The sequence below is a fragment of the Aeromonas sp. 600276 genome, from assembly GCF_049175815.1.
GTDB lineage: Bacteria > Pseudomonadota > Gammaproteobacteria > Enterobacterales > Aeromonadaceae > Aeromonas > Aeromonas dhakensis.
This window is the reverse complement of the sequence record NZ_JAAKVU010000008.1, coordinates 49,332-68,596: the sequence shown is the minus strand read 5'-3', so window position 1 is coordinate 68,596 and position 19,265 is coordinate 49,332. Positions and strand designations below refer to the sequence as shown.

The 19,265-nt window shown below is 60.1% G+C and carries 16 protein-coding genes and 3 tRNA genes; 2 read left to right on the top strand and 17 right to left on the bottom strand.

Translation table 11 applies throughout. The annotated features are described in order from the left end of the window. The 6 genes from yegQ to G5134_RS10035 all read right to left on the bottom strand — a co-directional run bounded on the left by yegQ (position 1) and on the right by G5134_RS10035 (position 3,770). On the bottom strand, positions 1 to 1,365 hold the full coding sequence (yegQ, locus tag G5134_RS10060; protein WP_005303943.1) for a tRNA 5-hydroxyuridine modification protein YegQ: 1,365 nt from the start codon (positions 1,363 to 1,365) through the stop codon (positions 1 to 3). 218 nt (positions 1,366 to 1,583) lie between these two features. Next, positions 1,584 to 2,321: an EAL domain-containing protein gene (locus tag G5134_RS10055; protein WP_065018695.1), complete on the bottom strand. Its 738-nt coding sequence runs from the start codon at positions 2,319 to 2,321 to the stop codon at positions 1,584 to 1,586. A 725-nt stretch (positions 2,322 to 3,046) separates the two neighbouring features. Then, a complete protein-coding gene (locus tag G5134_RS10050) occupies positions 3,047 to 3,319 on the bottom strand; it encodes a hypothetical protein (RefSeq protein ID WP_005303800.1) in 273 nt (90 codons plus the stop codon). A gap of 134 nt (positions 3,320 to 3,453) precedes the next feature. After that, positions 3,454 to 3,538 (bottom strand) — tRNA-Tyr (locus tag G5134_RS10045). A gap of 31 nt (positions 3,539 to 3,569) precedes the next feature. Beyond that, positions 3,570 to 3,654: transfer RNA gene (locus tag G5134_RS10040), tRNA-Tyr, on the bottom strand. 31 nt (positions 3,655 to 3,685) lie between these two features. Then, positions 3,686 to 3,770 (bottom strand) — tRNA-Tyr (locus G5134_RS10035). 335 nt (positions 3,771 to 4,105) lie between these two features. Between G5134_RS10035 and G5134_RS10030 the strand changes: the two genes are divergently transcribed. Next, complete coding sequence (locus tag G5134_RS10030; RefSeq protein ID WP_065017463.1) at positions 4,106 to 5,338, top strand: cysteine desulfurase-like protein; 1,233 nt, start codon at positions 4,106 to 4,108, stop codon at positions 5,336 to 5,338. Between the two features lie 46 nt (positions 5,339 to 5,384). On the opposite strand, the gene G5134_RS10025 is transcribed toward G5134_RS10030, so the two are convergent. From G5134_RS10025 to G5134_RS09975, 11 genes are all read right to left on the bottom strand, one after another. Further along, a complete protein-coding gene (locus tag G5134_RS10025; RefSeq protein ID WP_010634881.1) occupies positions 5,385 to 6,446 on the bottom strand; it encodes a protein-glutamate methylesterase/protein-glutamine glutaminase in 1,062 nt (353 codons plus the stop codon). An 11-nt stretch (positions 6,447 to 6,457) separates the two neighbouring features. Further along, positions 6,458 to 6,928, bottom strand: a complete 471-nt coding sequence (gene cheD / locus G5134_RS10020) for a chemoreceptor glutamine deamidase CheD (protein ID WP_005303792.1) — start codon at positions 6,926 to 6,928, stop codon at positions 6,458 to 6,460. Positions 6,929 to 6,939: 11 nt separating this feature from the next. After that, a complete protein-coding gene (locus G5134_RS10015) occupies positions 6,940 to 7,743 on the bottom strand; it encodes a CheR family methyltransferase (protein ID WP_010634880.1) in 804 nt (267 codons plus the stop codon). 56 nt (positions 7,744 to 7,799) lie between these two features. After that, complete coding sequence (locus G5134_RS10010; RefSeq protein WP_065017464.1) at positions 7,800 to 9,971, bottom strand: methyl-accepting chemotaxis protein; 2,172 nt, start codon at positions 9,969 to 9,971, stop codon at positions 7,800 to 7,802. A 65-nt stretch (positions 9,972 to 10,036) separates the two neighbouring features. Then, on the bottom strand, positions 10,037 to 10,609 hold the full coding sequence (locus G5134_RS10005; RefSeq protein WP_065017465.1) for a chemotaxis protein CheW: 573 nt from the start codon (positions 10,607 to 10,609) through the stop codon (positions 10,037 to 10,039). 12 nt (positions 10,610 to 10,621) lie between these two features. Then, a complete protein-coding gene (locus G5134_RS10000) occupies positions 10,622 to 12,544 on the bottom strand; it encodes a methyl-accepting chemotaxis protein (RefSeq protein ID WP_017763911.1) in 1,923 nt (640 codons plus the stop codon). Positions 12,545 to 12,559: 15 nt separating this feature from the next. Next, a complete protein-coding gene (locus tag G5134_RS09995) occupies positions 12,560 to 14,773 on the bottom strand; it encodes a chemotaxis protein CheA (RefSeq protein WP_065017466.1) in 2,214 nt (737 codons plus the stop codon). Between the two features lie 26 nt (positions 14,774 to 14,799). Next, complete coding sequence (locus G5134_RS09990) at positions 14,800 to 15,126, bottom strand: STAS domain-containing protein (RefSeq protein WP_065017467.1); 327 nt, start codon at positions 15,124 to 15,126, stop codon at positions 14,800 to 14,802. Positions 15,127 to 15,140: 14 nt separating this feature from the next. Next, a complete protein-coding gene (locus tag G5134_RS09985) occupies positions 15,141 to 15,509 on the bottom strand; it encodes a response regulator (protein WP_005303778.1) in 369 nt (122 codons plus the stop codon). Between the two features lie 9 nt (positions 15,510 to 15,518). After that, positions 15,519 to 16,733, bottom strand: a complete 1,215-nt coding sequence (locus G5134_RS09980) for a methyl-accepting chemotaxis protein (RefSeq protein WP_065017468.1) — start codon at positions 16,731 to 16,733, stop codon at positions 15,519 to 15,521. Positions 16,734 to 17,031: 298 nt separating this feature from the next. Then, positions 17,032 to 18,120 (bottom strand): ketoacyl-ACP synthase III, encoded by a 1,089-nt coding sequence (locus tag G5134_RS09975; RefSeq protein WP_005303774.1) that lies wholly within the window; start codon positions 18,118 to 18,120, stop codon positions 17,032 to 17,034. Positions 18,121 to 18,323: 203 nt separating this feature from the next. On the opposite strand from G5134_RS09975, the gene G5134_RS09970 reads away from it, so the two are divergent. Beyond that, the gene (locus G5134_RS09970; protein WP_421231988.1) at positions 18,324 to 19,265 is read left to right on the top strand and encodes a LysR family transcriptional regulator; all 942 of its coding nucleotides are present in this window, start codon (positions 18,324 to 18,326) and stop codon (positions 19,263 to 19,265) included.

Here is a 19,265-nt window from a genome sequence, read left to right as displayed (position 1 = left end):
TCAGGCGGCCGAGTGGGGCTGACGGGTGTCCTCGCGCTCGCCGAGGTTGCGCAGCAGGATGCCGTAGTTCACGTCCACTTCCTTCGGTACCGGTACGTAGACCACGTGGCCGTTGCCCGGCGCGGTGTCGATGAGTTCGCCCTTGCGGTTCTGCATCTGCTCCAGATTGAAGCTGAGGTTGCCCTGCGGGGTCATCAGCTCCAGGCTGTTGCCCACCAGGAACTTGTTCTTCACCTCGACTTCCACCATGTCGCCGTTGCGACCGGTGATCTCGCCGACGAACTGCTGGGTGTCGGAGACCGAGTAGCCGTAGTCGTAGTTCTGGTATTCGCTGTGGTTGTGACGGCGCAGGAAGCCCTCGGTGTAACCGCGGTGGGCCAGATTTTCGAGGGTGCCCATCAGGCTGCGGTCAAACGGCCGGCCGGCAACCGCATCGTCGATCGCTTTGCGATAGACCTGGGCGGTGCGTGCGCAGTAGTAGAAGGACTTGGTACGGCCTTCGATCTTGAGCGAATGGACGCCCATCCTGGTCAGCCGCTCCACGTGCTCGACGGCGCGCAGATCCTTGGAGTTCATGATGTAGGTGCCGTGCTCGTCCTCGAACGCGCTCATGTACTCGCCCGGACGGTTGGACTCTTCCAGCAGCACCAGCGCATCGGTCGGTTTGCCGGCACCCAGGGTCGGGTCGACCTTCTGCACGGCGATGGGCTCCTGGCGGTGGACGATCTGGCCCACCTCGTCCTCTTTACCCTCGTGCACCTTGTACTCCCAGCGGCAGGAGTTGGTGCAGGTGCCCTGGTTGGGGTCGCGCTTGTTGATGTAGCCGGAGAGCAGGCAGCGGCCGGAGTAGGCCATGCACAGGGCGCCATGGACGAACACTTCCAGCTCCATCTCAGGGACCTGCATGCGGATCTCTTCGATCTCGTCCAGCGACAGCTCGCGAGAGAGGATGGCACGGGTCAGGCCCATCTGATGCCAGAACTTCACCGTAGCCCAGTTGACCGCGTTGGCCTGCACCGAGAGGTGAATGGGCATGTCCGGGAAGGCTTCACGCATCATCATGATGAGACCGGGGTCGGACATGATCAGCGCATCCGGGTTCATCTCCACCACGGGGCGCATGTCGCGGATGAAGGTCTTGAGCTTGGAGTTGTGGGGCTGGATGTTGGCCACCACGTAGAACTGCTTGCCGAGGGCATGGGCTTCGTTGATGCCGAGCTGCAGGTTCTCGTGATCGAATTCGTTGTTGCGCACCCGCAGGCTGTAGCGGGGCTGGCCGGCATAGACGGCATCGGCGCCATAGGCGTAGGCATAACGCATGTTCTTGAGGGAACCTGCGGGGGAGAGCAATTCTGGTTTAAACATGTCGGACTCTTATGTCTGATTGCAAATCAGGACGGCGCCACCTGATGGCGTCGTATGGGTTGAGCTGCGCCGGGAGTGGATACTCACACCGCCACCCGGTCACGGCATACCCGGCATCGGCCGGATAAACGGGGTGCGAGATTGTACTCGCCCTCACCGCATCATGCAATTTGGCAGGGAATCATCCCCGGCGCGAGTCGACGGGTAAAATGGGCCGCTCAGGCCCAGCGGGAGAGGGGGGAAGGCATGGCGTAGGCGTAGCCCTGCTGATAGTCGCAGCCGAGCCGGTTGGCTGTCTCGATGTGCTGCAGGGTTTCGACCCCTTCGCACACCACCTTGATGCCAAGCCGCTGCAGGTACTCCACCAGACCGGTCAGCATGCGCAGGGCATGGGGTGTCTTGCTGGCTTGCAGCAGCAGGGAGCGATCCAGCTTGATGATCTCGTAGGGTAGCGCCATCACTCGCTGGAAGTTGCAGGCCAGGGTGCCAAAATCGTCGCAGGCGATGTGGGCACCGTGCTCGCGCAGCACCTCGATCAGCGCCCGATGCGGAGGGTGCAGCGGGGCGTGCTCCAGCACCTCGAACCAGATCTCGATCCCCAGCTTGCGCGCCTGCATCAACACCAGCAGCAACAGGTTCTGATAGGTGGGGCTGCTCAGGGTCGGGTTGAGATTGATGGAAAGAAAATAGGGTCCGGCCTGCGCCAGGGTCGGCAGATCCCGCATGATGGCCCTGAGCATGACGACATCAAGATGCAGGGATTGCTCCTCACTGAGGGAGGCGAAGTCGATGCCCTGATAGCTCTGCTGGGCCGGCTCCCAGCGTCTGGCCAGCACCTCATAACCCTTGACCTGATGATCCCGACCGATGATCGGCTGATAAAACGGCACAGCAGGCTCGGCGGCCGCGATGCTTGCCATGTCACTCATTGGGTACTCTTCTTGAAATGCAAACACGGCACTCACCTGTTGACGGATATGGCCGTGGATAATAGCGGAGGGAGCGCGGAATGTTCTGTAGGAATTCTCTGATAATATGGGTGAGTTAGCCGGATGGATATATTTATGTGCCTCTATGAAATGTATTTTTTATATAAAATCAATACTTCCTGACAGCATGTGATAATGCAGGGAAGCTAACCGGATGCTGGTATTAAATAACAGCGCCTAAATGTCGGCTTGAACAAGCATTTCAACGCTGTATGGCAGGTCAGCATGATTTGGTAAAAATTGGGCGCTCAAACTGCTGATGCCAAGGTGTTGGTGAGGGTTGCCATTCATTGGATTACCCGCTAGCCGGCCTGCCTTGCTCACCACCTGAGCAGAGCAAAGTCGGCAGGGCTTGGGTGGCGTTCCCTCTGGGGTCATCAACCAGGCCAGCAGGGGAGGGGAAAATAGAATGTTTATGAGAAACAGACTTGGTGACTGACCAAAAATATTGATGGCGAGCTTTCGATGTATTTTATCAAGATTGTTTTCATTGGTTCATAGTTTGGCGGGATATTTCGCAGGGATAATGATGGGGGGGATTAAAGAAATGTGCTGCCTGGTTGAGAAGATATATCCCGCCGCATGGCCAGCTATAGTGAGTAGTTTGTGGTAAAAGTCTTGGACAGAATTTTTAAAATAAATACCGATATTGAATTCATTTCTGCATGTAACGGTATCGAGGGCGCTGACTCTCAGCGGGCAACGGCCTCAAGCGGCAGCAATGGGGTTTTGCGCTGTTCTGGCTCTATGGCCTGTGCCAGCCAGTCCCAGTCGAGCAAGGGGGTGTCTGCCTTGAAACGCTGATAGGCGAGGCCCTTGTCGACCGTCAGGAACAGGGTAGTCGGCAAGCCGATGCGGTTGATATAACGCACCATCACCTCACCCCGGTAGCTGGTCAGCCGTTGCTGCAACTGCTGCAGGTTCAATCCTTTCGCCTGCCCTGCTTCATCCCAGATCTCAAACATGGTCATGTCCTTGAACGATATGGCAATACTGTTTCCAAAAGCGGGCCCACAGGCAATTGTCAGATCTGACAGTGTCAAATGGATAGATGCGTGAAAAGCAAAAACCCGGCACTAGGCCGGGTTTTCTTGAATGATGGTGGAGGGAGAAGGATTCGAACCTTCGAAGGCAGAGCCGTCAGATTTACAGTCTGATCCCTTTGGCCGCTCGGGAACCCCTCCACAGGGGTACTACACAAATTGTTCAGGAAGATGGTGGAGGGAGAAGGATTCGAACCTTCGAAGGCAGAGCCGTCAGATTTACAGTCTGATCCCTTTGGCCGCTCGGGAACCCCTCCACGGGGTATTTTCCTGATTGTTGCACTTGAATGGTGGAGGGAGAAGGATTCGAACCTTCGAAGGCAGAGCCGTCAGATTTACAGTCTGATCCCTTTGGCCGCTCGGGAACCCCTCCCCAAGTGCGAGGCGCATACTATCAGATCTTCGCTCTTTGTGAACCCCTTGCGGGCATATCTGGCGACAAAAAAGTATCATTCGGTCATTTTTTGATATTTGTCGCTCATTTTTCACGCTTATCAACGACTTCCCTGCTGCTGTCTGGCATTGATCAGGATGGTGGCGAGGCGAGGTGTCGCACCAGCCGGTTGCCATCAGGCAGCGTTTTATACTGAAAAATTCACCTTATTTTGTAAGTGTGATGGCTGACCGCTTCACTGATGGACATTGCTGCTGCTGCATTTTACTCTCGCCATGTTATTCAACTGTTAACATGGATTGTGGACTTCTCCTATGCAGGCTCTTGATATCGCCGTGTTGCGCGGCCAGTTCCCCGCTCTCAATCAGCTGGTTGAAGGCAAAACCCCCGTTTTTTTTGACGGCCCCGGCGGGGCCCAGGTACCACACGCCGTGCTCACGGCCATGACCGATTACCTCGGCCGCTTCAACGCCAATCTGGGCGGCCCCTTTTTCTCGGCCAGGGCGACCGAGCAGCAGGCCCTGCGGGCCAGGCTGGCGGTGGCGGCCTTGCTGGGGGCGGAGCGGGCTGAAGAGATAGTATTCGGCGCCAACTTCACCACCCTGACCTTTGCGCTGAGTCGTGCCTTGGCCAGAGAGTGGCAGGCGGGGGACGAGATCATCGTCAGCGCGCTCGATCACTACTCCAACGTCTCCAGCTGGCAGCAAGCGGCAGCGGATCGCGGCGTGGTAGTGCATCAGGCAAGAGTAGATGTGACGACCGGCGGACTGGACTATGCGCATCTGTTCAGCCTGCTCGGGCCCAAAACCCGGCTGGTGGCGGTAACAGCGGCCTCCAACACCACAGGTACTCTGGTCGATATTCCGCGTATCGCCGATGCGGTGCACGGGGTGGGTGCCCTGCTCTACGTAGATGCGGTGCACTTTGCGCCCCATGAGCGCATCGACGTGCAGGCTTGGGATTGCGACTTCCTCGGTTGCTCCGCCTACAAGTTTTTCGGCCCGCACCTCGGCATCCTCTTCGGCAAGCATCGCCACCTGGCGCATTTCACCCCCTACAAGGTTGAACCGGCCAAAAATGTGGCGCCCTACAAGTGGGAAACCGGTACCCAGAGCTGGGAGGCGCTGGCGGGAGTAGAAGCGACAGTAGAGTATCTGGCCTCCTTGTCCGGGCTGGACGGCTCCGAACACGAGCTGGAAGCTCGCCTCGATCTGGCGTTTGCCCGCAGCCAGGCCCATGAGCGGCAGCTCAGCGATCATCTGCTGGCCAGGCTGGCCGAGCGCCCCTGGTTCACCCTGCACGGCATTCAGGGCAGCAAGGGGCGCACTCCTACCTTCGCCCTCACTTCAAGTCGTCATAGCCCAGCCGAGATGGCCGAGTTTCTGGGGCAGCATCAGGTGTGCAGCTGGGCCGGCCACTTCTATGCGCTGGCGCTGGTGGAGCAGCTGGGGGTGAGCGACGGTGTGCTGCGAATAGGCTGCATGCACTACAACACCTCGGCGGAGATTGATCGCCTGTTCGCTCTGCTCGACGACATGCCGCATTGAAACAACACAGCCCGGTCAGGCCGAGCTGTGTCACCTCATCTGTCTGCTAGCGTCCCACGATGGCGTGATGGATATCCTGCAGCGGCAGGACATGGCGGGCGGCGCCGAGCTTGATGGCCTCCTTGGGCATGCCGAAGACCACGCAGGAGGCCTCATCCTGGGCAAAGGTATTGGCGCCTGCTTCCAGCATCTCGCGCAGCCCGCGCGCACCGTCATCCCCCATCCCGGTCATGATGATGCCGGTGGCATTGCTGCCGGCAAACTTGGCCACCGAGCGAAACAGCACGTCCACCGAAGGGCGGTGGCGGTTGATGAGGGGGCCGTCCATCACGTCGACGTGATAGTAGGCGCCGCTGCGCTTGAGCAGCATGTGCTTGCCGCCGGGGGCGATGAGCGCGAGCCCGGGAATCACCCGATCATTGCTTCTGGCCTCCCGCACCTCTATCTGGCACAGGTTGTTGAGCCGCTCGGCAAAGGAGGCGGTGAACTTCTCCGGCATGTGCTGCACGATGACGATGCCGGGGCAGACCCGGGGCAGGGTAGTCAGCACGGCCTCCAGTGCCTGGGTGCCGCCGGTGGAGGTGCCGATCGCCACGATCCGCTCCGTGGTCTGGGCCATGGCATGCTGGCTGGCCGGCGCCATGATGGCGTCGGCATTGAGCTTGGGGGCGACCGTGGTGGACTGGGTTCTGACTTGGCGTCTGACATTGGCCTGGGCGGCGGCGCGCACCGCCATGGCCAGCTCCTGCGCCGACTCCTGCAGAAAGCTTTTCAGACCGACCGTGGGCTTGGTGATGATGTCGACGGCGCCGGCGGCCATCGCCTGCAGCGTGGTTTCCGCCCCCTTCTCGGTCAGGGAGGAGCAGATCACCACTGGGGTGGGGTGCTCGGCCATGATCTTGGTGAGGAAGGTGATGCCATCCATACGTGGCATCTCCACGTCCAGCACGATCACGTCTGGCCACTCCTTCTTCAGTTTCTCTTGTGCAAACAGCGGGTCGGAGGCGGTGGCAATCACCTTGATATCGGGCTCCTGCTCGAGAATGGCCTGCAACACCTGCCTCACCACGGCGGAATCATCCACCAGCATGACTCTTATCTGTTTCATTCCCGTCCCCCTTAGCGGTGTGGCAAGCGATGATGACGTACCCAGACATTGCCGTTGGCCAGCTCGAAAATCAGACTTCTGTGTCCCGCATGGCCAAGATGATGGGCCTTGATGGTCAGGCCCAGGTGCTGGGTCAGCTGCCAGGCCGCCTTGATGTTCTTGATGGCCACATTCATGGTGTTGAGCGTTTGCTGTTCTATAAACATGTTGCCGCCGCCAAACAGCTTGACCTCGTATTCATGGATGGGGGCGGGGTGCTTGCCTATTTCGTGGATAAACAGCTGGATTGCCTCATCGGCATAACGACCGTCCAGACTCGGTGCGCTGTGGCCGCGGCTGGGCAGCATGTAATGGCACATGCCACCTCGCTTCTGCTCCGGATGCCACATGGTAATGGCCACGCAGGAGCCAAGATGGGTGCGGATGATGGCGTCATCCTGTCCAAAGAAGAACTCGCCCGGTTGCAGCATGACCTCTTTCATACTGAAAAAACTCAAGGTTTCAAATAGATGGAAGGGGATACCAGTTGCAGGCCGTGGGGCAGGCCGTTCAGGCTCTCGGCGTGACTGACGATGAGATAGCCCCCTTTTCTCAGGCGCGGCACCAGTCGCTGCAGCACCTGTCCCTTGGTTTCCCGGTTGAAATAGATCATCACGTTGCGGATCAGGATGACGTCGAACAGCCCGATGTCAGGCAACTCCTGATTCAGGTTGATATGGTAAAACTGCACTTTCTCGCGCAGCTTGCGATCGATGATGAAGGTGCCCTCCTGAAAGCCGACCCCCTTCAGGCAGTACTTCATCAACAATGGCAGCGGGATGTTGTGGGCCCGTTCAATGGGATAGAGCCCCGTTCTCGCCTGTTCCAGCACCCGGGTCGAGATATCCGAGGCGATCACTTCCCAGTTACCCAGCTCCAGATGGTCGGCCAGGGTCATGGCCAGGCTGTAGGGCTCTTCGCCGGAAGAGCTGGCTGCGCTCCAGATCCGAACCATCCGCTCTTTTGGCAACTGGCGCAGCACCTTGGTCCCGAGAAACTCGAAGTGCTTGGGTTCGCGAAAAAAGTAGGTCTCGTTGGTGGTGAGCAGATCGAGCGCAATCTGCAGTTCACTGCCGCGGTTGTGCATGATCAGGCTGAAATAGTCGCCATAGCTCTCCAGCTCATAGTAACAGAGCCGTTTTGACAATCGGCTGGCGACTAGGGCCTTCTTGGCCGGTGACAGATCGATCCCCGCCGTCTGGTGGATCCAGCGTTGAAACTGCGCAAATTCATCATCATGCAACTGGGTCTGATACACGGAAGGACTCCCGAAACAAACGGGATGCGGGTGAGTTCCACTCACCCGCATCCGGGTTAGAAGCGAACAAAGTCACCGTCATTGTGGGGCCGGGGCAAGTTGCCATTACCCTCTGCGGCATTGTTCTCGAGCATGAAGCGGCCGCGGGGGCCGGTGCGGGAGGCTGCCACCTTCTGGCCGGCATTGAGCTTGTGCCGCTCCAGGGTGAAGAACTCCATCGCCAGTTGCAGCTGTTCGGCCTGGCTGCTCATCTCCTCGGCGGTGGCGGCCAGCTCTTCGCTGCAGGATGCGTTCTGCTGGGTCACCTGGCTCAACTGGTTCATGGCGATGTTGATCTGGCTGACGCCGGTTGACTGCTCTGCGGAGGCGGCGCTGATCTCCTGCACCAGATCCGAGGTCTTGTTGATGGAGGGCACCATCTGATCGAGCAGGCGTCCCGCTTTCTCCGCCATGTCGACGCTGCTTGAGGCCAGCTCGCCAATCTCCTGGGCCGCTACCTGGCTGCGCTCCGCCAGCTTGCGAACCTCGGCGGCCACCACGGCGAAACCCTTGCCGTGGTCGCCGGCCCGGGCCGCCTCGATGGCGGCGTTGAGGGCCAGCAGATTGGTCTGGTAGGCGATGTCATCTATGATGCCGATGCGCTTGGCAATCTGCTTCATGGCATCGACCGTGAGCTTGACCGCCTCGCCGCCTTCTACCGCCTCCTTGGCCGCCTTGCTGGCCATGCCATCGGTAACCTGGGCGTTGTCGGTGTTCTGGTTGATGCTGGCGCTCATCTGCTCGATGGAGGCGCTGGTCTCCTCCATGCTGGAAGCCTGCTCGCTGCTGGACTGGCTGATGGACTGGGCGGTGGCGCTGACCTGCTCGGCGGCGCTGGAGAGGTTGTCGGATGCCCCCAGCACCTCGGTCACTATATTGGTGAGCGAGACGATGGTCTGGTTGAGGGAGTCCTTGGTCGTGCCGAATACGCCGGGGTAATCGGCCTCTATGTGCTGGGTCAGATCCCCGCGCGCCAGTGACTGAACCACCCTGATCACGTCGTTGAGACTGGTGTCGATCACCTCGGCGATACGATTTATCCCCTCCCCAAGGTTCTGGAAGAAGCCGCTCTTGCCGGTGAGGTCCATGCGGCGGTGCAGTTCGCCATTGATGACGGACTGGACGATTTCCGACATCTCCCGCTCGATGGCGACCTCCTTGGTGCGATCCGACCACTCGACCACGGAGCCCAGCCGCTCGCCATCGTCGCCGAATACCGGGTTGGCGATGAGGGCGAAAGTGCGTCCCCCCAGCATGATCTGGGTACGATAGGTGTTGTTCAACTTGGCCAGCATGCTGCGTTGATGGCCCGGATTCTTGTGAAAGCTGTCGATGTTGGCGCCCATCAGGTTGGCCGAGTTGAAGTGGTGCAGCTCCTTGCGGATGTCAGTTTCGGCCTGGCCCAGCATTTCCCTGACAGCTTCGTTCATGTAGATGATGTTGAGGTCGGTATCGGCGATCATCACGTTGGTGCTGGCCCCGTCGAGCGCCTTCTTGACTCGCAGACTTTCGGCGGCCGCCTGCTTGGCGGCGGCATTGGCGGCTTTCACTTCATTCTCGATGGCGATCTCCTTGGTGCGGTCGGCCCACTCCACCACGGAGCCGAGCCGTTCGCCACCGTCATTGAAAACGGGGTTGGCGATCAGGGAGAAGGTGCGGCCTCCGACCGTGATCTGGGTGCGGTAGGTCTTGTCCAGCTTGGCCAGCATGTTGCGCTGGTGGGAGGGCTCCTTGTGGAAAGTATCGATGTTCTTGCCCATCAGGTGCCTGACGTCGAAGCTCGGCAGATCCTTGCGAATATCCAACTCTGCCAGTCCCAGCATGGCCAGCACGGCTTCATTCATGTAGACGATGTTCAAATTGGTATCGGCGATCATCACATTGGTCGAGGCACCATCCAGCGCCTTGCGCACTCGCAGGTTTTCTTCGTAGAGCGCCTGATTGGCCTCGCGGGCGGCGAGCGCACTGCCAAGGCGATCTCCCAGCAGCCCCAGTACGGCATTGAACTCCTGGCAGAGCTCCTTGAGAGGGCCGGTGAGCGTGTCCAGCTCTAGCTGGGCGGATTGTTTGCCTTGTTGGATCCCCTGAGCCAGGGTGCGGGTTGCACCAGTCAACTGGCGCAGTTGTTCCTGCAGCAAGGCATGAGCATTGCCGTTGCCAAACAGATTGCCAAAGAGTGATTGAGTCATGGGCCTTATCCTTGTGCGACATGTCATTGCTGTGTGGTGGAGCGAAACGCGGATTTATGTTGTTGTCATGGCGTTTGTGGTTTTTGTTCCAGTAGCCGTTCCTGCTGCTGAGTCAACTCGCTGAGCTGGGCCATCTCGTTGATGGAGAGCACCTTCTCGGTATTGATGAGAATGACGAACTTGCCGTTGACCTTACCCATGCCGCTGATGAAGTCGGCCCGGATGCGGGCCCCGAAGCTTGGTGGCGGCTCAATCTCGTTGCAGGGGATGGTCAGTACCTCGGAGACGGAGTCCACCACCACGCCAATGTCCTGATTGCCGTGTTCCGGGTCGTCCGGGTGCACGTTCTCGATGATCACGATGCAGCTGCGGCGAGTGATGCTGGAGGGTGAATTGCCAAAACGGGCGTTGAGATCCACTACAGAGACGACGGCCCCCCTCAGGTTGATCACGCCCCGAATAAAACTCGGCATCATGGGGATGGGGGTGATGTTGCCGTATTCGATGATCTCCTTGACCCCGAGAATGTTGATGGCAAACATTTCGCCGTTGATCAGGAAGGTGAGGTATTGGGCATCACCCTGATTGTCATGTACCAGCGTGCCAGGCTGGGCGACCACTTCGGTAGACATGCTCATGAGGCTCTCCGGTTAAAAGCGGACAAAATCGGTTTCGTCAACCTGCGGTTGCGCAGCCACATTGCCATGCAACGGGGGCTGGGCCGGCATCACAAACTTGCCTCTGGGAGGCACGCCCTTGTGCAGGTTTTCGACCTGTCTGGGTGAGCGGCCGCTGCCTTGCAGGGAGAAAAAGTCCATGGTCTGCTGCAGCTCGTTGGCCTGGGAGCTCATCTCCTCCGCGGTGGCGGCCAGTTCCTCGCTGCTGGCAGCATTTTGCTGGGTCACCTGATTGAGCTGGCTCATGGCCAGGCTTATCTGGTTGGCGGCGCTGGCCTGCTCCCCGGAGGCGGCGTTGATCTCCTGCACCAGATCGGAGGTCTTGCGAATGGAGGGCACTATCTTGTCGAGCAGACTGCCCGCCTTCTCGGCAGTATCGACGCTGCTTGACGAGAGTTCGCCTATCTCCTGCGCCGCGATCTGGCTGCGTTCGGCCAGCTTGCGGACCTCGGCGGCGACCACAGCAAAGCCTTTGCCATGTTCACCGGCCCTGGCCGCCTCGATGGCGGCATTGAGCGCCAGCAGATTGGTCTGGTAGGCGATGTCGTCGATGATGCTGACCTTGCGGGCGATCTGCTGCATCGCGGCAACCGTCTGCTGTACCGAACGGCCCCCTTCGGTGGCCTCCAGTACGGCGCTGCTCGCCATGTTGTCGGTCACCTTGGCGTTGTCCGTGTTCTGGTTGATGCTGGCGCTCATCTGCTCGATGGAGGCGCTGGTCTCTTCCACGCTGGCCGCTTGCTCACTGGTGGCCTGGCTGAGGGACTGGGCCGTGGTGCTGACCTGATTGGAGGCGTTGGTCAGGTTGTCGGCGGCGTTGCGTACTTCCTCGATGATGGCGGTCAGCGCGGCGATGGTGCTGTTGAGGCCATCCTTGGTCTGACCGAAAATCCCCGGATAGGGCTGCTCGATCTTCTGGGTGAGGTCACCCTGCGACAGGGCGGTGGCAATGCGCATCACGTCGTTGAGGCTGGTGTCGGTCACGTTGGAGAGACGATTGAGCAGTTCGGAGAGGCGCTTGATGTAACCCTGCCGTCCGTCCAGTTCAATTTTGTAGCTGAAATCCCCCTGTTCGACGGCGGCGGTCACCAGCGTTTCTATGTCGGTAATGAGGGACGTCAGCTTGTTGACCATGTTTTGCATGGCTAGCAACAGCTGGCCGGCTTCATCGTGGGCTCCGATGTCGATGGTGACGTCGAGATTGCCGTCCGCCAGGTGGTTGGCAACCTGCAGTGCCTGGTTGATGGGGGAGATGATGCTGCGAATGAGGACGATGCCAAACCAGGCTGCGGCCACCATGCCGGCGGCGACCACAGCCATCATGGTAAGCAGCATGACGTCATACCAGGCCTGTGCCTGTTCGTATTCGGATTTGGCAACGTCGAGCTGCAGACTGACCAGCTCGGTTATCTTGCTGCCGATGGGGTCGATGGAGCTGTAGAGTTTGCCGTCAAACTCATTGAGCGTATCAGCAATGACACCATGCTGATTTGAGAGAAAGGCCTCCAGCCTGGTGATGTCTCGATCCGCGGTATTGAACAGGCTGTTGGCCTCGGCCGACAGCTTCTGTTCGGCTGCGGTCAGCTTGGTGGCCTGATAGTGTTGCCATTCCAGCTTGATCTGCTGCTGGGCATGCTGGATCTGCTGCAACGCCTCCTCGGCGCTGACGAGACCGGCATTGGCCTTGTTGACATTGTCTATGATGGCGACGGCGTAGTTGTCCGAGATGGTTTTGAGCTGCTTGAGCGGCACCACCCGGTCGTTGTAGACCCGCTGCAGCCCCTTGTTGCTGCTATGCATGTTGTAGAGCCCGAGCACTCCTACGCCAAACAGCAGTACGCAGAGCAGACAGAGCAGAATGGTGAGTCGTAGTTTGATGGTGGAGTTTTTGAACATGTCAGGCTCCTGATGTTAATTGACTCTTGGTTGGGATTGCAGACGTGGAATGGCGTACTGGCTCAGCTGGCCCAGTTCCTGGTCGATGGCATGCTGGATCAGAGAGGGAATATCCAGAATGAGGGCTACCTCACCGCCACCCAGAATGGTGGAGCCGCTGATCCCCTGCAGGCGCTGGAACAGCTTGCCGAGCGGTTTGATGACGGTCTGGAACTCCCCTAGCAGCTCGTCGACCACCAACCCAGATTTCTTGCCGCCGTGGCTGACAACCACGATATTTTCCCGGCGGCCACGGTTTCCCTCGACATCGAAGTAGTGCTGCAACCGGACGAATGGCAGCACTTCACCACGCAGATTGATGTAGTTGCGCCCTTGGGTATCGGCCAGCGCGCTCTGGGTCAGCTCCACGCATTCGATCACCATGTCGAGGGGGATAACGTAGTAAGTGGTGCTGACGCGCACCAGAAAGCCATCGATGATGGCCAGGGTCAGCGGCAGCCGGATCTGTACCCGGGTGCCGAGGCCGGGCTTGCTGTCCAGCTCGACGCTGCCACGCAGGGCCTGGATATTGCGTTTGACCACATCCATGCCCACCCCGCGTCCGGAGAGATTGGTGATGGTCTCCGCGGTGGAGAAGCCGGGCTCGAAGATGAGCTGGTAGATCTCCTGATCCGACAGGGTAGCATTGGCTGCTGCCAGCCCCCGCTCCTGCGCTTTTTGCAGGATCCTGGCTTTGTTGAGGCCGGCACCATCGTCCTGGATCTCGATGACGATGCTGCCGGAGTCGTGATAGGCGTTGAGGGTCAGGGTGCCCCGTGCTGGCTTGCCGGCCGCCAGCCGTTTCTCGGCCGCTTCTATGCCGTGATCCATGGCATTGCGCACCAGATGCATCAAGGGATCGCCGATCTTTTCCACTACAGACTTGTCCAGCTCGGTGTCGCCGCCGGTGATCACCAGCGCTATGTCCTTGTTCAGCTCGTGGCTGACATCCCGCACCACCCGCTGGAAGCGGTTGAAGGTATCGCCGATGGGCACCATGCGCAGGCGCAGGGCACCATCGCGGATCTCCTCGACCAGCATGGCAATGGTGGAGTTGGCTTCCTGCAGCTGGCTGTCCCGTGAACGCTGGGCCAGCAGGTTGGCGCCGGAGCTGGCCACGACCAGTTCTCCCACCAGATTGATCAACTCATCCAGTTTGTCGGCGTGGACCCGGACATAACGCCCTTCCTTGTTCTTGTTCTCCTTGCTCTGATTCTGTTTCTTGAGCGCGGCGTCCACCACCACTTCATTGACGGCACCCTGGGCGATCAGGATCTCCCCCAGCTTGTTGGTGTCGGCCTGCGGCTGCTCATGCTGGGCTTGCAGGCCGAGCGCAAGCTCGCTGGCCGTCAGTGCGCCTGTTTTGACCAGCAGTTGCCCCAGCATCTCGTTGTCTTCCGGCAGGGCGTTGATGAGCGCTATGTACTCGGCGATCTTGCTGTGGGGCGGCAAGATGCTGATGAGACAGTCATCTCGCACGAATTCGAACACGTCGCTCAGGGCACTCTTGTCGGCCTGGGAGTCCAGATCGATCTCGTAGCCGAGGTAACAGCTCTCCGGATCGAACTGTTCCCACTCCGGCAGGGCATGGTGAATGGTCTCGATGGCGCAGAGGGTACCCATGGTACCGAGGTAGCGCAGGAAAGAGGTGGGATCCATGCCGTTGCGCAGCACGTCAGGACCAAAGCGCAGGGAGATGTGCCACAGGGAGGTAGCGCTGACATGACCCTCCTCCTTGGTGACCGGATCGGCATCGGCAGGCTGGGTCCGCTCCGGCAGCGTGGTCTGGTTGCCGCTTTGGTGACGAGCCAGATTGCGCCGCAGCAACTCATCCTGAGCCTGTTCATCCGCACCAAGGGCTTCCCCTTGTTCAGCCACCAGACTGACGAGGCGTTCGATGTGATCCCGACTCTCCAGCAGATCCCTGATGAGGGGGGCACTTATCGCCAGCTGCTGGTTGCGTACCTGATCGAGCAGGTCCTCGACGATGTGGGTGAAGCTGACTATGGGTTGCAGGCCGAACAAGCCGGCGGAACCTTTGATGGTGTGCGCCGCCCGGAAGATGGCCCCGATGAGCTCGCCATTGTCTGGGTCGTTCTCCAGGGTCAGCAGCGCGGACTCCATCTCCTCCAGCAGCTCGCGCGCCTCGGCGATATAGGTTTGCAGGGCCTGATCAAGATTGATGCTCACGAATGACTCCTTGTCCGCGGAACCGGTTAGGCGTGATCGGCGTGGGGAATGAGGGTGGGATCACCGAAGAAGGCCGCCAGCTGGCACAGCTCAAGGGCATCAAGCACGGCATGGCTGTGCATGACCAGATGCAGCGGATAGCCTCCCTGCTGCGCCGTCTTCTTGGCCGCCAGCAGCAGCTGCAAACCAGCGCTGTCCATTTCGCTGACCTGGGAGAGGTTCAGTTCCAGCTCCTGCTGGCGATAGAGCAGGGGTGTGAGCGCCTGTTTCAGCTCGGCTGCCGTGTAGATGGTCATCTCGCCCGAGATGGTCACGACACTCTTGTGCTCACCCGTTTCGATTTGCAGCGGCATGAACGCCTCCCGGCTCAGGGCATGATGAGCTTGGCCACGGCAGCCAGCATCTGATCCGGCTGGAACGGCTTGACCACCCAGGCCTTGGCTCCCGCGGCCTGTCCCTCCTGCTTCTTGCTGTCCTGGGACTCTGTCGTCAGCATGATCACCGGAGTGAACTTGTAGCTGGCCAGCTTCTTGGCCTCCTTGACGAAACTGATGCCGTCCATGTTCGGCATGTTGACGTCACTGATGATGAGGTTGATCTTCTTGCCATCGAGCTTTTTGAGGGCATCCTTGCCGTCACTGGCCTCCATCACCTCGTAACCGGCTCCCTTGAGCGTCATGCCGACGACCTGGCGTATGGTGGCCGAGTCATCCACGATCAGGACTGTTTTGGGCATATCTCTCTCCTAGAAAAAAGTGACATCTGCATTGCTGGAAGGGGTTGCCGCCTGGTGCTGGCGACCATGATGAATGTTGCGTTGTTCATCGGTGGCGTATGAGAGCTCCATGTCAGCCAACCAGCTCTCCGCATCGATCCGGATGGGGCCTGACTGGTGTGTTCTGTTGCGTGACGAGACCAGGTGGTCGTTGAGGCTGTCCATGTTTTGACGCACATGGCTGAGGATTTGACTGACCCTATCCTGGAACTGTAACGAAACGATGACATCGGAGATCTCGCGATGTATCCCGCTGCTCTCGCTCTGTAACAGGGCTGCGGATTCTGCCAGGCTGGTGGTGGCCATCCGAAAGCGTTCCAGTACCTGCTCGATGGCGTGCTCGGCATCGCTGACGGCAACCTGGTCGCGCCCGGCCGCGCTCTCGGCAATCTGGAAGGCGCGGCCGATGCCGGCATTGATGGTGTCGACCTTGTCGGTCATCTTCTGGGCGGTCTCGCTGGAGAGGCGCGACAGGGTGCGCACCTCGTCAGCCACCACGGCGAAGCCACGACCAGCCTCACCGGCCCGGGCCGCTTCGATGGCGGCGTTGAGGGCCAGCAGGTTGGTCTGGGAGGCTATCTTGGCCACGTCGAGCGCCATGGTGTTGAGCTCTATGGTGTAGGCGGTGAGCGTCTTGATCTCAGCCAGCATGGCATCGCGGTTGGCCTGGGTGGAGTGCATGATGGTGATGACCTGATTGAGCTGGGCCTGACTCTGGGCCAGCACGGCTGCCATGCCGGCCGACTTCTCCCCCCCCAGATCGCCGGCGGCATTGTGGGAGGCGGCGACCGCCTCTTCCAGTTTGGTGGTCAGGCCGGCGAAGCGCTGGGTGAGGTCGATCATGGCTCCTTCGGTTTGCTGGCGAGAGTTTTCAATCTGTTGCGACCAGATAGGAACCGCTTTTTCACATACCTGCTCGAGCCCGATGATGGAGTGGTTGAGTCCGTTATCGGCAAATGGGTGGGTCTGCTTTGCCTCACTCTCTAGGCCGGCGGGTTTGGCGTGGTAGTGGCGGGCGCTCCAGAGGGTGGCGGCCAGTGCAGCCGCCAGGTTGGCCAGCAGATAAGGAAGGGGGCTGCCCGCGAGCAGCAACAGCAGGGTGCTGAACAGGCCCAGGCCAAGGCCGCAAGCCCAGCTGACCGGCTCCCAGAAGGCTGAGGTGTGTGCCCGTGTGTTGTCTGTCATACGCAAACTCGCCCCTGCTCTTGAATGTGAAGAGGGTGAGCCGTCATTTCAGTCAGACCGAATGAGCCAAGCGCAACCCACTAATTATCAATAACTCAGTAAGGTTAGCGCAAAAAAATCGCCTGGTTACAAATTGCTCTTTCTTGCTTGGTGTTACTGAGAAAAATGGAATATGGAGGGGACGCTTGGCAGCTTGCAGCCCCTTGTTGGCGGGGAATGGCGTATCTGCACAATAAGGAAGGAGGGGAGAACGAAAAAGAGCCTGCATATGGCAGGCTCTTGGCGTTGTGCGGGCGGCTTATGCCTCGTTGGCGTGGGCTTTTTGGCACCCTTCCACGGCATGGGCGATGAGTTCGAGGGCGCTCTTGTCGCACGGCGGCAGTTCGGCCTCGCACGCCTTGATGGGGGTAACACGCTCGCCCCACTTGATGATGGCGGCGCCCCAAGTCAGACCGGCACCGAAGGCGGCGGTCAGCAGATAGCTGTTCGGCTGGACGCGGCCTTGCTCCAGTGCCTCGCACAGGGCGATGGGCACGGTGGCGGCGGAGGTGTTGCCATAGTGCTCGATGTTGACCATCACCTTCTCCATCGGCGCGTTCATGCGCTTGGCGAGGGTCTCGATAATGCGGATGTTGGCTTGGTGCGGCACGATCAGATCGATCTGTTCCGGTGCGATGCCGGCCTGTGCCAGTACCGTGTTGGTGGCTTCGCCCATGCCGCGTACGGCCCGCTTGAAGATCTCCTGGCCTTCGAAGTTGAAGGTGAAGAGGCCGTCGATGTCGGCAAAACGCACCCGGTCGGTACCGAAGTTCGGCACGTGCAGGATCTCGCGCGCCTCGCTGTCACAGCCCAGCTTGTTGGCGATGAGACCGCTCTCCTGCTCGCTCGCCTCGATCACCACGGCGCCGGCGCCGTCGCCAAACAGCACGGCGGTATCGCGACGGGCCCAGTCCAGCAGATAGGTGAGGCGCTCGGCGCCGATCACAAGCACCTTCTTCATCATGCCGGTCTGTACCAGCGAGGTGGCGACCGAGAGGGAGTAGACGAAACCGGTGCAGGCGGCGTTGAGGTCGAACACGGCGGCATTGGTGGCGCCCAGCTTCTTCTGCACAGCGGAGGCGGCGCTCGGCAGCAGGTTGTCCGGCGTGGCGGTGGCCAGGATGATGCCGTCGAGGTCGCTGGCTTCCAGCCCGGCGCAGGCCAGCGCACGACGGCCGGCCAGGGTGGCCAGATCGGAGGTGCTGACGTGGGAGATGCGGCGAGCCTTGATGCCGGTGCGCGGGTAGATCCACTCATCCGACGTATCCATGATGGTGCTGAGGTCGTCGTTGGTCAGTACGGAGGGAGGCAGGCATTTGCCCCAGCCTGTGATATTGGCGTATTTCATCTTGTTACCGCTTCTCAAGTGGATCGCCCGCGGGCGGAAAATCGCGCAATTATGCCGCACGGGGCAACCACTGTCATCTTGTGGTCATGGTTATCTGGCAGCAGGGTCACGCCAGGTTGCGGGGGCCGGCGGGAAATTTCGCTTAAACCACGAGGCTTGGCTGCCCTAAGATAGGGCTTTCGCCACTGGATGGAACCTCTCCCTTGCACAAAGCCAACCTCAACCTGCTGCCGACCCTCAAGGTGCTGCTGGAGACCCGCAACATCAGCCGGGCGGCGGAGCTGCTGCACCTGAGCCAGCCTTCCATCAGCAAGCAGCTTGGCCAGCTGCGCAGCGAGTTTGGCGACGAGTTGCTGGTGCGGGAGGGGCAGCGCTGGCTGCTGACGCCACGGGCCGAGGCGCTGGCCGCCCAGCTGGCGGACTCCCTCGGTGCGCTCGAGCGACTCTACGAGGCTCCCGGTTTTGACTCGAGCCGCTGCGAGCGGGTGTTCCGGCTCGCCTCCTCCGATTACGTGGCCCAACATATCCTGCCAAACATCTGCGCGGCGCTGGCCAGGGAGGCGCCACTGGCGGCGCTGGAGTACAGCCTGTGGGACAAGCGTCAGCTGCCGCAGCTGTGGCAATCCGAGCTGGACATGGTCTCCACCATTACCGAGCTGGTGCCGGATCAGATCCGCGGCCTGCATCAGGGGGAAGATCGGCTGGTGGTGTTGATGGGTAGCCACCACCCGTTGGCGGGGCGCTCACTGAGTCTGGATGACTACCTCGCCTGGCCCCATTTGCAGGTGAGCGGCGGGGGTGACAAGGACAGCCCGGTGGAACAGGTGCTGGCACCGCAGGGGTTGAGTCGGCGCTGGTTTGCCCGGGTGCCCTTCTTTCAGGCGGCGGTGGAGGTGTTGCTGCGCACCGACTGCCTGCTGACCACCCCGGCTCACATCGCCTGGCAGCTATCCTGCGAGCATGCCCTGCACTTTTGTGATCTGCCGTTTGTCAGCCGCACCCAGCAGTATCATCTGCTGTGGCACCAGCGTCACCATCAGGATCCGGCCCACAAGTGGTTTCGCGAACTGGCCTATCCCTTCCTGCGCGAACACCTGCAGCGCACGGTGGCGGCGAGCCGTAAGGTGTTGAACCCGCCCCGCTAG

Excerpts from the sequence above, each read along its gene's own strand:
- G5134_RS09990 (WP_065017467.1), bottom strand. The coding sequence starts at position 15,126 with ATGCCGCTGCAAATCGAAACGGGTGAGCACAAGAGTGTCGTGACCATC.
- yegQ (WP_005303943.1), bottom strand. The coding sequence starts at position 1,365 with ATGTTTAAACCAGAATTGCTCTCCCCCGCAGGTTCCCTCAAGAACATG.
- G5134_RS10030 (WP_065017463.1), top strand. The coding sequence starts at position 4,106 with ATGCAGGCTCTTGATATCGCCGTGTTGCGCGGCCAGTTCCCCGCTCTC.
- G5134_RS09985 (WP_005303778.1), bottom strand. The coding sequence starts at position 15,509 with ATGCCCAAAACAGTCCTGATCGTGGATGACTCGGCCACCATACGCCAG.
- G5134_RS10025 (WP_010634881.1), bottom strand. The coding sequence starts at position 6,446 with ATGAAACAGATAAGAGTCATGCTGGTGGATGATTCCGCCGTGGTGAGG.
- cheD (WP_005303792.1), bottom strand. The coding sequence starts at position 6,928 with ATGAAAGAGGTCATGCTGCAACCGGGCGAGTTCTTCTTTGGACAGGAT.
- G5134_RS09980 (WP_065017468.1), bottom strand. The coding sequence starts at position 16,733 with ATGACAGACAACACACGGGCACACACCTCAGCCTTCTGGGAGCCGGTC.
- G5134_RS10000 (WP_017763911.1), bottom strand. The coding sequence starts at position 12,544 with ATGTTCAAAAACTCCACCATCAAACTACGACTCACCATTCTGCTCTGT.
- G5134_RS10050 (WP_005303800.1), bottom strand. The coding sequence starts at position 3,319 with ATGTTTGAGATCTGGGATGAAGCAGGGCAGGCGAAAGGATTGAACCTG.
- G5134_RS10005 (WP_065017465.1), bottom strand. The coding sequence starts at position 10,609 with ATGAGCATGTCTACCGAAGTGGTCGCCCAGCCTGGCACGCTGGTACAT.
- G5134_RS10010 (WP_065017464.1), bottom strand. The coding sequence starts at position 9,971 with ATGACTCAATCACTCTTTGGCAATCTGTTTGGCAACGGCAATGCTCAT.
- G5134_RS09975 (WP_005303774.1), bottom strand. The coding sequence starts at position 18,120 with ATGAAATACGCCAATATCACAGGCTGGGGCAAATGCCTGCCTCCCTCC.